The sequence below is a fragment of the Vibrio sp. RE86 genome (genome assembly GCF_013114545.1).
GTDB lineage: Bacteria > Pseudomonadota > Gammaproteobacteria > Enterobacterales > Vibrionaceae > Vibrio.
The window spans coordinates 71,405-85,014 of record NZ_VTXI01000002.1; the positions used below are offsets into that span (position 1 = coordinate 71,405).

12 protein-coding genes are annotated in these 13,610 nt (G+C 46.6%); 11 read left to right on the forward strand and 1 reads right to left on the reverse strand.

Annotated elements, in window-relative coordinates; translation table 11 throughout:
• The first annotated feature begins 208 nt into the window (after positions 1-208).
• From F0231_RS02570 to F0231_RS02600, 7 genes are all read left to right on the forward strand, one after another.
• Positions 209-1,729: a sodium:solute symporter family protein gene (locus F0231_RS02570; RefSeq protein WP_171758149.1), complete on the forward strand. Its 1,521-nt coding sequence runs from the start codon at positions 209-211 to the stop codon at positions 1,727-1,729.
• A gap of 58 nt (positions 1,730-1,787) precedes the next feature.
• Positions 1,788-2,726 (forward strand): sugar kinase, encoded by a 939-nt coding sequence (locus tag F0231_RS02575; RefSeq protein WP_171758150.1) that lies wholly within the window; start codon positions 1,788-1,790, stop codon positions 2,724-2,726.
• 21 nt (positions 2,727-2,747) lie between these two features.
• Positions 2,748-3,377, forward strand: a complete 630-nt coding sequence (locus F0231_RS02580) for a bifunctional 4-hydroxy-2-oxoglutarate aldolase/2-dehydro-3-deoxy-phosphogluconate aldolase (RefSeq protein ID WP_171758151.1) — start codon at positions 2,748-2,750, stop codon at positions 3,375-3,377.
• Positions 3,378-3,414: 37 nt separating this feature from the next.
• Complete coding sequence (locus F0231_RS02585; protein WP_171758152.1) at positions 3,415-5,862, forward strand: beta-N-acetylhexosaminidase; 2,448 nt, start codon at positions 3,415-3,417, stop codon at positions 5,860-5,862.
• Positions 5,863-5,937: 75 nt separating this feature from the next.
• Entirely contained in the window at positions 5,938-6,972 is a 1,035-nt protein-coding gene (locus F0231_RS02590; RefSeq protein ID WP_171758153.1) for a lactonase family protein, read from the forward strand.
• 14 nt (positions 6,973-6,986) lie between these two features.
• A complete protein-coding gene (locus F0231_RS02595) occupies positions 6,987-7,349 on the forward strand; it encodes a RidA family protein (RefSeq protein ID WP_171758154.1) in 363 nt (120 codons plus the stop codon).
• A 397-nt stretch (positions 7,350-7,746) separates the two neighbouring features.
• Positions 7,747-9,357, forward strand: a complete 1,611-nt coding sequence (locus F0231_RS02600; protein ID WP_171758155.1) for a BCCT family transporter — start codon at positions 7,747-7,749, stop codon at positions 9,355-9,357.
• A gap of 77 nt (positions 9,358-9,434) precedes the next feature.
• On the opposite strand, the gene F0231_RS02605 is transcribed toward F0231_RS02600, so the two are convergent.
• A complete protein-coding gene (locus tag F0231_RS02605; protein ID WP_171758156.1) occupies positions 9,435-9,587 on the reverse strand; it encodes a hypothetical protein in 153 nt (50 codons plus the stop codon).
• A gap of 237 nt (positions 9,588-9,824) precedes the next feature.
• Between F0231_RS02605 and F0231_RS21205 the strand changes: the two genes are divergently transcribed.
• The 4 genes from F0231_RS21205 (at position 9,825) to F0231_RS02620 (ending at position 13,438) form a co-directional block, all read left to right on the forward strand.
• On the forward strand, positions 9,825-10,124 hold the full coding sequence (locus F0231_RS21205) for a GNAT family N-acetyltransferase (protein ID WP_367613453.1): 300 nt from the start codon (positions 9,825-9,827) through the stop codon (positions 10,122-10,124).
• Between the two features lie 50 nt (positions 10,125-10,174).
• Positions 10,175-10,330, forward strand: a complete 156-nt coding sequence (locus tag F0231_RS21210; RefSeq protein WP_367613454.1) for a hypothetical protein — start codon at positions 10,175-10,177, stop codon at positions 10,328-10,330.
• 61 nt (positions 10,331-10,391) lie between these two features.
• The gene (locus tag F0231_RS02615) at positions 10,392-11,567 is read left to right on the forward strand and encodes a MerR family transcriptional regulator (protein WP_171758157.1); all 1,176 of its coding nucleotides are present in this window, start codon (positions 10,392-10,394) and stop codon (positions 11,565-11,567) included.
• A gap of 299 nt (positions 11,568-11,866) precedes the next feature.
• Entirely contained in the window at positions 11,867-13,438 is a 1,572-nt protein-coding gene (locus F0231_RS02620) for an ABC-F family ATP-binding cassette domain-containing protein (RefSeq protein WP_171758158.1), read from the forward strand.
• Positions 13,439-13,610: the final 172 nt, after the last annotated feature.

A 13,610-nucleotide genomic window follows, 5' to 3' on the forward strand; every position in this document is an offset into this window, starting at 1 on the left:
ATATCGTATAAAGTGTCGGGGCTAATACATCCCTGTTATTATCGCCTCGGCACTGACTTCCCTACAAAAATAAATATAAACCAACAGTGCCCTAAATAGAGAATTAATTTCACGTAGATGAATAACTCTATTTTCTAGGAATAAGATTTAATTGCCCTGTTGTGAATGAATCTGAATTTAATATGGATTTTTGCCCAAGGAGTGTTTAATGAATAGCACACTTTTTCTTACTGGTTTCGGAGCTTATGTTGTATTTCTTATTTGGCTTGGATGGTTCGTTTCGCGCAACCAAAAGTCAGGTGAAGACTTTCTACTAGGCGGACGTGGTTTACCTCTGTTTCTTGTTTTAGGCACAACGGTTGCGACAATGGTCGGCACAGGCTCAAGTATGGGTGCTGTTGGCTTTGGTTACGCAAATGGTTGGGCTGGTGCCCTTTATGGTATTGGTGGCGCAGTCGGCATTTTATTGCTGGCGCTATGGTTTGCCCCAGTACGAAAACTGAATTTCATGACAATGAGTGAAGAGTTAGCGTATTACGTTGGCGCAAATCGCATTGTTAAAAACGTCGTTGGTCTACTTATCTTCATCGCATCGATTGGTTGGTTGGGCGCGCATATTCTGGGTGGTGGTATGTACCTCGCTTGGATTGCGGACATCGACCTGAATACCGCGAAAGTGATCATTGCTGCGGCGTTTACTATCTACGTTGTGATTGGTGGTTACACCGCCGTTGTTTGGACAGATACCATTCAAGCAATCATTCTATTTGCGGGCTTTATTCTAATGGCGGTACTGTCAGTGCAGCACATTGGTGGCCTAGATAACCTATATGAAGCGATGGACCCTGCGGCGACAAGTTTCCTAGCGATTGAGAAACTGGGCCTACTGCCTGCTATTTCACTGGCTGTGGTTATTGGTGTGGGTGTACTGGCGACGCCATCATTCCGCCAGCGTATCTACTCAGGTAAAGACGTATCAACGATTCGCCGTTCATTTGTGGCGTCAGGCGTTTTATACCTATTCTTCTCAATCATCCCTGCAATCATTGGTATGGCTGCGCATGCGATTGACCCTACGTTAGATAACCCGAACTTCTCATTCCCATACGTGGCGGCAACGGTTCTGCCTGTCGGCGTTGGCCTGATTGTTCTTATCGCAGGTCTTTCTGCAACCATGTCGAGCGCGAGTTCTGACGCGATTGCGGGCGTATCTATCCTACTTCGCGACGTCTATGTGATGTTCACAGGTCGTGTGCCAAATAAAGAGTCAATGCTGAACTACTCGCGTCTTGCGCTTATCGTGGTGATTGGTTTTGCTCTGCTGTTTGCACTGACGTCAAACGACATTATTGGCTACATCACCAAGATGATCTCAACCGTGATGTCAGGCATGTTCGTGTGTGGAATGCTAGGTCGCTTCTGGAAGCGTTACAACTGGCAAGGCGCTCTGGCAACACTAGCGGGCGCATCAATTGCTTCATTCACGGTAATGCTGAACGCTGACCTGACGGCTTTCTGGGGTAACCCTGTCATCCCATCTTGCCTGTTTGCCTTAACGTTAGGTGTGGTAGTGAGCTTACTGACTCCAGCAAATCAAGTTACACCAGAAATGGCGCGAGCAATCCTAGATGATGAGCGTGCAATGATGGAAATGGAACTTTCAGATAAAGGCCAAATTGAAGAAGACGCTTCTCTTCAAAACCAAAAAACGGCTCAAAGCGCTTCTTAATCGCACAACTTCGGTGACTTACTTTCGGTAAGTCACCGCCTTCCTACAGGTGAGTTTTATGACACAACCACTGCATATCGCATTCTTTGGGGAATGCATGATCGAACTTAGCGGTAACCCACTGAAGAAAGGATTCGGTGGCGACACGTTAAACACCGCGCTTTACCTTTCACGTTTGACGGCAAACACAAATACATCAGTGAGCTACGCGACTGGCTTGGGTGAAGACGCTTTATCTCAAGAGCTGATTCAAGCTTGGCAAAGTGAAGGTATTTCAACCTCTTTGGTTCAGACCTACCAAGATAAAGTACCGGGCCTGTACATGGTCGAGACTGATGCTCAAGGCGAGCGCAGCTTTATTTATTGGCGCGATACGGCGGCGGTGAAAAGCTACTTCGCGCAAGCTGAATTGAGCAAGCTAGAGCAAGCCATGGCGCAAGGCGAGATAGATTACGTTTATCTGAGTGGCATTAGCTTAGCGATTCTTGATGACTCAAGTAAAAAGCGGCTTATCAGTGCGTTAAAGGCGTTTTCTGAGTCAGATGGCAAAGTGGTATTCGATAATAACTTCCGCCCGCAACTGTGGAGTGCAGAGCAAGCAAAACACTGGTACGGCGAGTTGCTACCCATTGTCGATATCGCGTTAATCACTGAAGACGATGATCAGCGTGTTTGGGGCGATGAGGAGAGCGTCGAAGCACGCAGCGAACGTTTTGGATGCCCTGAAACCGTTATAAAGCGTGGCTGTGAACCGTGCAAAGTAATCTGGACAGAGCAAGCTTCACACAGTGCGTATGTCAGTGCTGAGCGAGTGACGAACGTTGTCGATACTTGTGCGGCCGGAGACTCATTCGCAGCAGGTTATCTTGCTGGTCGTTTAAGCGGACAAAGAGCTCAAGCCTCCGCGGCGCTAGGGCATCATCTAGCTTCAACCGTAATTCAATTTTCAGGTGCGATTATTCCTCAAGAGGAAATGGCGCATCTCATCCTTGCTTAATTTTTTGATTGGAAAACAACAATGACAACAGAAATGATCAACAAACTAGAACAGTTCAAAGTAATCCCTGTAATTCAAATCAACAACGTTGAACATGCTATCCCACTGGCTAAAGTGCTGGTAGAAAACGGCCTACCTGTGGCGGAAGTAACATTCCGTACAGATGCGGCAGCGGCATCCATTAAAGCGATGAGTGAAGCGTACCCTGAGATGTGTGTGGGTGCAGGTACGGTATTAAATGCCGAGCAAGTCGATCAAGCGAAAGCGGCTGGTTCGGAGTTTGTTGTAGCACCGGGTCTAAACCCTAATACCGTTCGCTACTGCCAAGAGATCGGCATGCCGATCGTTCCAGGTGTTAACAACCCTAGCCAAGTTGAGCAGGCGCTAGAGCTTGGCCTTAACTTCCTAAAGTTCTTCCCAGCTGAAGCGTCTGGTGGTGTAGCGATGGTGAAGTCTCTGCTTGCTCCATACGTTGACGTTAGCCTGATGCCAACGGGTGGTATCGGTAAAGGTAACGTTAATGATTATCTAGCGATTGACCGCGTGGTTTGTTGTGGCGGTACTTGGATGGTTTCTCCAGCTCTGATTGAAGGTGAGCAGTGGGATGAAATCGGCCGATTAGTGCGTGAAGCTGTCGAGCTAGTCGCATAACAGAAATCCAATAATAAAAATAAATAGGAACATAAAGATGAAGAGAACCACTCTTACCCTACTGATTTCTGGACTACTGACAACAAACGCGATGGCGATGGCTCCAAACACAGACCTTAACTTGATGCCTTACCCACAGGAAGTGGAATTGGGCAGTGGCAAAGTTGAGCTCGATAAAGACTTTAGTATTTACATCAAAGGTTACGATTCAGAGCGCGTGCAGTTTAATGCGAAACGCACAATGGAACGTTTATACCGTCAGACTGGCCTGCCAATGCTCCACTGGCAGGCTGAATCTGAAAAAGAGGCGACGCTGGTCATCGATATTGATAGCGCAGCTAAGCACGATGTACAGAACATCGAGAGCGATGAATCGTATCAACTTGAGGTCGAAAATGGCCAGATCCGCATTCGTTCTGAACGTCCGTTTGGTGCCTTCCACGGTTTAGAAACCTTCCTACAGTTAGTGACAACCGATGCGTCGGGCTACTACGTACCAGAAGTGTCGATTGAGGATGAACCAAGATTCAAATGGCGCGGCGTCTCTTATGATACGGCGCGTCACTTCATTGAGCTGGATGTGATTATTCGTCAGCTCGATGCCATGGCATCGGCGAAGATGAACGTTTTCCATTGGCATATTTGGGATGACCAAGGCATCCGCATTCAGCTAGATAACTACACTAAGCTGTGGTCAGAAACGGCCGACGGCGATTACTACACCAAAGACGAAATCCGTTATGTGGTCAACTATGCCCGTAACCTTGGTATTCGTGTTATTCCTGAAATCTCATTGCCAGGTCATGCGTCAGCAGTCGCTCATGCCTACCCAGAGCTTATGTCAGGTTTAGGTGAGCAATCTTACCCGCAACAGCGTGGCTGGGGGGTATTTGAACCATTGATGGATCCAACTAACCCAGAGCTTTACACCATGCTAGGTAGCGTGTTTGATGAAGTGGTGGCGTTGTTCCCAGATGAGTATTTCCACATTGGTGGTGATGAGCCGAACTATAAGCAGTGGAAAGAGAACCCAGATATCCAACAATTCATTGCTGACAACAATCTTGATGGCGAGCGCGGTTTGCAGTCTTACCTCAACACTAAAGTTGAGAAGATGCTGGAAGAGCGCGGTAAGAAAATGTCAGGCTGGGATGAAATCTGGCACAAAGATTTACCTAAGTCGATCGTCATTCAAAGCTGGCGAGGCCATGACAGCATTGGCCGAGCTGCCAAAGAAGGTTACCAAGGTGTGTTGTCCACGGGCTATTACCTAGATCAACCGCAACCGACCAGCTATCACTATCGTAATGACCCAATGCCAACGGGTATTACGGTTGATGACAAGCTGTACAGCGGTGAGAAGTTCGAAACTTATGATTGGGTAAAACCACGTAATAAGGGCGGCCCTCGTAAAGGTAACTTGACCATTATCGAAGCTAAAGATGGCACGTTCCGCGCATTTACCGACTACAACGGTAAATCTCGTGAAGAAGTTCATATTCTTGAATATGTCCCGGGCGTTAAGTTCCGTGGCCACTTCGATAACTTCATGTCGTACACAGAGTTCAACTATGAGTTTGCAGGTGGCAAGCTTAAAGAGAGCAGCTACCAATTGGTGGGGAACGTTCGTTGGCCTGCCACGGGTGAATTGGTTGCAGGTAGCGTGCTGAAAGGGAGCGAGATCCCAGAGCCAAATGGCGGTTACCCAGCAGAGCTTAAAGGTGATGAACAAGACCTTATCTTGGGCGGCGAAATCACCATTTGGGGTGAAAACCTAGACTCAATGACGATTGAACAGCGCCTGTGGCCTCGCAGCTACGCAATTGCTGAGCGTTTATGGTCAAGCCAAGAGCTCACCGATGAGCGCAGCATGTACCAGCGTATGAGCGTCATGGATACATGGTCTGAAATCTCGTTAGGTCTGCGTCACCATGCCGATGCTGACATCATGCTAAAACGTCTTGCTAATGGTGCGGATGCAACGCCTCTACAAACACTCGCGAAGTACACAGAGCCTGCTCAGTACTACGCACGCCATTGGGAGAAGTGGATTTCCACACCAAACAAAGGCGATCTGTATAACCAGTATGAGCGTTTGAACCGATTTGCCGATGCGTTGCCAGTCGAAAGCTTAGCGGTCTATGAGATGAACGATCTTGTTGGCGCATTTGCTGAAGGTGATAAGGCCGCGTTAGACAAACTCGCGATGCACTACCAAGTTGTCTCTTTGGCAGCGAAGCAGGCGCAGCCAATTTTTGCCAATAATGTGGCTTCAGTGGATACCGTGAAAGTGACAGAGGCGACGGTTAAAGTCTCTGAACTAGCGGCGACTTTGATTGATTTGGCCAAGCAAGGCAAATCGGTAAGAGCGCAAGATGCGGCGGAATACCAACGTCTTATCAGCGAAAATGCCATCATCTTGGACGAAACCATTGTGGCTATTGTTAAGCCGACTGAGAACTTACTTCATACTTTAGCGAAGTAAATCGCACAACTCATTGCCGCCGGCCAACGCTGGCGGCATTGTTGTTTCTAACGTTTATGGATTGGAATCGTCATCATGCAAGCAAGTGGTCACTTACGCTTTTACGTCGGCACCTACACGGATGAGCCAAGTCAAAGCAAGGGAATAGCTCAAGTGAGCTTAAATCGACAAACGGGTGAAATGACTCGGCTGGAGGATGTCTACACACTGCAAAACCCTTCTTATATCGCTCAAACCTCTTTGGGCATTTATAGCTTTTCTGAAATCGCCGAACAAGACGGTGCTCAACTGGTGTGTATTCAAGACCAGCAGGTACACACTATGTCGATAGCAGGTGACTACCCTTGCCATTTGGCTATTTCACCCGACAACAAACACCTTGCCGTTTCGAATTATGGCTCTGGCAATGTCAGTATTTACTCTCTCGATAGCCAAGGTAAACCAGTCGCTTTGGTAGATAGCCTTTTTGAACAGGGTCACGGGCCAAATCAAGATAGGCAGCTATCACCCCATGCTCACCAAGCGGTGTTTCAGCAAACGGAAAGCACCTTGGTTACTGTTGACTTGGGTAGCGACGCGGTGCGTTTCTATCGACGAGAAAACGATAAGTTCCAACTAGCGCAATCTGTCGCGATGCCACCAAGCTCTGGGCCTCGTCATCTTGCGTTCAATCGCAAAGAGGACAAGGCGTATGTGGTGTGCGAGTTGTCTGAAACGCTGGTGGAGCTGATCAAAACCGCCCAAGGTTGGCAGGTGGCGCAGCAACTCGATTTACTGCCGAGTGGCGAAAAAGGCCAAGCCGCTGCTGCGATTAAGCTCTCTGATGACGAACGCTTTATCTATGTGTCATGTCGTCACCAAAACAAAGTGAGCTGCTTTGAGGTCTCGGGGGACGTTATCCAGTGGCGTTCTATGACCGATAGTGGCGGCCAGTTTCCACGAGACTTTACCTTAACTCGCTGCGGTGAGTGGCTCTTAGTCGCTAATCAACACACCAACAACATCACAAGTTATCATCGTAATGTTGACGATGGGAGTATTACTGCGACTGGCTTTGAATGCCGCGTTGATGCGCCTGTCTGTCTAATCGAACAACAACATCATTATTAGAGAATAAGAAAACTATGACTGTTCACCATATTAACCCGACCAAACGTTGGTCAGATGTGACTGTATTTAATGGTATCGCTCACTTTGTTGAAGTGGCAGAAGCGGATACCTCAGCGGACATGAAAGGCCAAGTTCAGCAAATTTTTGATCAAGCGGAACAGATGCTTGCTCTGGTTGATAGCGATAAAACACGCATCCTATCAGTGACCATCTACGTTACTGATTTCGCCAACTTTGATGCGTTAAACGAGGTTTGGGACAATTGGTTTGAAGAAGGTACAGCGCCAAGCCGTGCGTGTGTGAAAGTCGAGCTTGCCGATCCTAACCTTTTGGTCGAAATGGCGTTTGTCGCTGCCGCTGGTGAAAAATTTCAATAGACCATACTCATTTTAAACTGAACCAATAAGGCTAACGGTGAAACATCGGTTAGCCTTTTTTATTGCTTAACTATTCATGCAAGGCTTCTACTCACGTCACTCATTTGATCAGTGAATTGGAAAAGCGAGAGCCTTAGTTATCAAGGACGATTTTTCTTCTTTATCTAACAAGGGCTTGGGTGGCACTTGACCTCGTTTTGGTCTCGGTCGGGCGAAAGATCAGCATCAATGTGATAGTATAACGTGCTGGGGATTGGTGATGGAGTCGACAATATTCGTTAGGAAAGAGTATTGGTCATCATCAGTATGGCATGAGCTTGTCATCGCTAATCAAACTATCACTAACATGGAGTTGGTCTTTATATCCGTTGAGTCGGGTATGTAAACCTCATGATATATGAGCTTTAAATCTAAAAAATACAGTATTGAATCTACAGACTACCAAGTCGGCCAAGATAACGTGAACAAGTGGGGTATGGATGTCCACAACACCGTTTTCACTGCCTCGGTAGGCCTATCTCTTCTTTTCATTGTTACCCTATTATTGTTATCACCGGCAGATGCCAAAGCGGCGATCGATTCGGTGAAAGGGGCAGTGTTATCTTACTTTGACTTCCTATTTATGTGGGGCGCGAACATCTTCTTATTGTTTGCGGTTGCCATCGCTTTCTCTCCGTTTGGTAAAGTTCGTCTTGGCGGCGAAGGGGCAACAACGGACTACTCAACCATCTCTTGGATCACTATGCTGTTCGCAGCGGGTATGGGTATTGGTCTTATTTTCTGGGGTGTGGCAGAACCGACAGCCTTCTACACAGGTTGGTATGGCACACCACTAAACGTTGAGTCGCATACGATGGAAGGGCGCGAGTTAGCGCTTGGTGCGGCGACGTTCCACTGGGGTTTCCACGCTTGGGCAATTTATGGTGTGACTGCACTTTGTCTAGCGTACTTTGTTTACAACAAAGGCTTGCCTCTTTCCATGCGCTCAGTCTTCTATCCGCTGCTTGGCGATCGCGTATGGGGTAAAGTTGGCGACTTCATTGATGTCATGACTGTGCTTGTGACGCTATTTGGTCTAGCGACATCGCTTGGCTTAGGTGGCACACAGGCAGCGAGTGGTATTAGCCACGTATTTGGCCTAGAGAACACCTTGCTGCTTCAGCAATCTATCATCGTTCTTATTATGGGTCTTGCGATCATCTCTGTACTGCGTGGTATGGATGGTGGTGTCAAACTGCTGAGTAACCTAAACATGGTTATCGCATTTGTCTTCCTAGGTTTGATGGCGATTTTGAACTTCACCACGGTGCTTGATTCCGTCGCAACGTCAGTGGTGGGCTATGTGAAGAACATCATTCCTCTGAGCCAAACATCGGGCCGTGAAGATACCACGTTCTTGCATGGTTGGACGGTATTCTACTGGGCTTGGTGGGTCGCATACGCGCCATTCTTTGGTATGTTTGTTGCGCGTATTTCAAAAGGTCGTACGGTTCGTGAGTTCTTAACTTACGTGTTGATCATTCCGACTATCGTAACAACGGTATGGATGTCAGCATTCGGTGGTATCGCGATTCAACAGATGATCGATAAAGTGGGTCTGCTGGGCGCACAACAAGCCCTAAGTGATGTGTCGCTAAGCTTGTTCTACATGCTAGAAGCGTACGCGATTGGCGACATTCTGTCTGTGGTTGCGGTTGTACTTATCATTGTTTTCTTCGTTACAACGCTGGACTCTGGCTCTATCGTTATCGATAGCATGACCGCGGGTGGTAAGTTGGAAGTACCAATGAAGCAGAAAATCGTTTGGGCAATCATCTCTGGTCTGATTGCGATTGTCATGCTGTGGATTGGTGGCACTCAGTCAATTCAGGCTCTGCAGTCGATTACGATCATTGCTGCGATGCCGTTTACCATTATTCTTCTGATTGGTTGTGTGAGCTTAGTGAAGGGCTTGTTTACTGAAATGGATAACTCTCAAGAGCAAACTAAACTGTCTCGCTCTAAATAGTTTCCATAGCTAAACCACTAAATTGAAAAGCCCCGACAACCGTTAAGTTGTCGGGGCTTTTTTGACTGTTCTAGCGATTAAGCTTTCTTCAGGTCTGCTGCTGGGTAAGTCAGTGACATTCCGTCAACAGAAACGCGAACGTAGTAACCGCCGCTGCTTAAACCAACAACTACCATCTGACCTAAATCAATGCCTTTAGTTGCTACAACTACATCATCAATTGCAAACATGGAAACACCTTGAAGTTAAATAATAGATTCTGAAAATCTCTCGGCGCGGATTAAAACAGCAATTGTGCGATTGGACTAATCGAGTATTTTGTCGTGAGGATTAGTTTTTCTTTTCTTGCTATCGGAGAAGAAATTGAGAATTGGCTGTTGACCTGTCTACAGCTTTACACTTTATAGTTTACTCATCGACAGCGGCATTGATTGTGGAGCCGCATAACTAATACGAGTAAACCTATCATGACTATCCGACATGAAACGAAATTAGATTCACAACAGATTGAAACCATCACTTATCATGCGTTCGTGAATCACCCACACCATGAACCAGGTGCTAAACCGACTGAACATTTGATCGTAAATCGACTGCGTGAAGCTGACGCGCTGACGCTTTCTTTAGTATATGAACAAGGATCAGAGATCTTAGGTCATATCGCATTTTCTCCTATCTTGATTAACGGTAGTGAGAGCAAGTGGCTTGGACTTGGCCCTGTATCTGTTTCTCCAAACCATCAGGAAAAGGGATTGGCGGAGCATTAATACGTGAATCACTCGCTCAACTTACCAATCTAGGGTATGAAGGCGTCGTTTTGCTTGGAGAGCCTGAGTACTACGGACGATTTGGTTTTGTTGCAGAACCTAAGCTGACCTTTACGGGAGTACCTGCGGAGTATTTCTTGGCGTTGCCTCTAGACGGCACTGTTCCATCGGGCGCAGTGACTTACCACTCGGCTTTCTTTGGTTGACTTGTCTACAGCTTCATAGTTTAAAGTACTCAACCATGATCGAATTTATAGGCGTAACACTATGTACCAAATATCGGAGCTAGCAACGAAAGTCGGGCTATCACGCACGGCGCTGCTTTACTACGAAAAACAAAAGCTGATTACCGGTCGTCGATTAGAGAACGGCTACCGAGTCTACAGTGATAAAGATGTACAACGTGTTCGCCTGATCCAACAGTTGCAGGCGGGCGGTTTAACGCTGCAAGAGTGCAAAATCTGTCTTGAAGCAAAAATAGACCGGCAGCTACTACAGAACAGACTTGTCGCATTGGATGAAGAGATCGAACGTAAGCAGCAATCCCGTACGCTGCTTGCTGCTATGTTAGGTGAGGGTGATCTCAAAGCGTGGCATGAGGGGTTAGATAAGCTCGCCCCTGACGCTCACCTGGATTGGTTAATGAAGCAAGGCTTTAGTGAAAAAGAGGCGTTGCGATTGAAATGGTTATCAAAAGACATGAACGAACACGAATTATATATGGCTGACTTTATGCGCGTTTTCGAGACGTTAGAACGCTGGGGGCCAGGCAGCGAAGGTGAAACACAAAAAGCATTGAATCTTGTTCCAAACACTTTAAATTCAATTTTAGAGGTGGGATGTGGCAAAGGGTTAGCGACCCAAGTCTTGGCGGAGAATAGCCAAGCCGTGATTACTGCGGTTGATAATGAGCAGTCAGCACTTGATCGCCTTACTCAGCGTTTTGAACAGCAAAATATGTCAGGCAGACTGGAAACGGTGTGCTCAAGCATGACGGAAATGCCGTTTGAACAAAAGACTTTCGACCTTATCTGGGCTGAAGGAAGTGCTTATATCATGGGCGTTGAAAAAGCACTCTCGGCGTGGAAAGGGCTATTGAAAGACAGTGGTCATCTAATGATCAGTGACATGGTTTGGCGCACCGAAGCGCCGAGCACTGAATCGACGCAGTTTTGGAACCAAGAGTACCCAGACATTCAATTGGTTGAAACGCGTATCAAGCAAATGGAAAAGGCCGGATACCAAGTGGTAGATCATTTCCCAATGAGCAAAGAGGCGTGGCTGAACTACTACGGTCCATTAGGAGAACGAGTGACGGAACTTGAGCCTGAAATGGCGGATTCAGCGGCATTTAAGGACATCAAGCATGAGGTCAATGTATGTACGCAATTTGCCTATGAATTTGGTTATCACATGTTTATCTTAGCTAAGGCGAATGGTTAATGTCATAGGTTGAAGATGGTGGAGCGTTCTAATCTTGACGCTCCTTCTTTAAATAGGTTAATCTCTGACCATCACTTCTCTAGGAGATTACGCCAATATGAATAACTAAACCTGTCATCCATATCTCATTTTATTTTTGGATTTACAGGGTTAGTAGGCGTAGCTCACTTTCCGATATTTCTTTGTCAGACAAAATCTTACCGATGTATTCACTCATATCGTGATCAGTCTTGGCATCGATCTCATCTCAAAATTGCATTTAGCTGCGGCTGTTGTCCCTGTCATACAGGAGGCAAATTATGCCAGTCTTACAGACACACAATATCAGTCATCAATTCGAAAACGGTGACACATTATTTACTCAACTATCGTGCTCTATGACTAAGCAAAGGGTCGGTTTGGTCGGGCGCAATGGCGCAGGAAAATCGGTTCTCGCGTCCATATTGAGCGGAGAGGTTTCTCCATCAAGCGGGGCGGTGACATTACCTCGGTCATTTTCCATGTATCGTCAACAAGCTTCACATTCATTTTCTCAACCATGCACTGTCGCGCAATTTTTGGGTAAGTCGGAAGTGCTTGATGCGATCAAGCAAGTAGAACAGGGTGATTGCGCAGAGCATTGGTTCAATATCATCGCAGAGCAGTGGGATCTCCCCACTAAATTGGCGGATCAGTTGGCTAAACTAGGACTGCCCCCTGAGCCTGAGTTTTCTTGCTTGGATTTGAGTGGTGGGCAGTTGGCGGTATTACAGTTGTGGCGATTGTTTGAAAGTGATGTTGAGCTACTTATTTTGGATGAACCGTCCAACCATCTCGATAACCAAGCTCGGCAATGGCTAATTGACTCTATGCGATCTTATGAGGGAGCAATATTGTTGATCAGTCATGATCGCACTTTGCTCAGAGAAATGGAGGAGATCTGGGAGCTTTCCACCCTTGGCTTACAAGTGTTTGGAGGCAATTATGATGACTATGCCAAACATAAAAGTACCGAGCTGCAAGCGGTTGAACGTCAATTAACGAGCGTGGAGAAACAGAAGAAGCAACTGGAACTTCAGGCACAGCATAACAGAGAGAAAGCTGAGCAAAGGGCGGCCAAAGGTAACAAATTACGCAAAGATGGCAGTCAGCCAAAAATCTTATTGGACGGCAAAAAGAACAAAGCTGAGTTGCGAAGCTCAAATAGGCATAAAAATGAGCAGCTTAGACGAGGTCATTTGCAAGACAAACAGCAAGCATTACATGCGCGAAAAGAGCAGTTACAAACTCAGAAGATATACCTTGCTGAAGGGCAAACTCGTTCTAGAAAAGTGATCACGCTTATTGATGCAGTTTTACCATTTGGTCATCAGGTGCCGATAGATCTGCAAGTGTATGCGAACGAAAAAATTCACTTGGTAGGGAAAAATGGCAGTGGGAAATCGACGTTGTTAAAGGCGCTTCTGGGCGAACTGTCGTTCCGGCAAGGAGAGGTCTTGGTAAATACTCCTTTGTATTATCTTGATCAGCATTTTGGAGTCATCAACTCTGAGCTGTCTCTGCTGGAAAACCTGATGCAAAACTGCAGCGACGTGAAAGAGAGTGATGCTAGAACATTACTGGCCGGTATCGGCTTTCGTCGCGACGATGTTTTTCCATTGGGGGAAGTACTCAGTGGTGGAGAAAAAATGAAATTGGCCATGTTGATCGTCAGTCATCAGCCTAATCAGCCTTTATTGCTCCTCGACGAGCCGGACAACCATTTGGATCTGGATTCGAAAAGCTTGCTTGCTCAAGCGCTTAACGAGTACCGAGGTGGATTTATTCTGATCAGCCATGATGATGATTTTGTGTCGGAGTCTGGAGTGACGAGGTCGGCTGGTTTCAGCTAATCTCGTTAGGTATCAAAGTCAGTATCAGAGGAAGCCTCAAAGTGAAATGCTTTGGGGCTTTACTCAACTCGTCTGAAAGGGAATGTCAGCACTTTGTAGGAATGGTCTATTTCGATGTGAATTAAGGCTAGTTTTTGTTATGTTATAACACTGTTTCGAGCCACTATTTTTC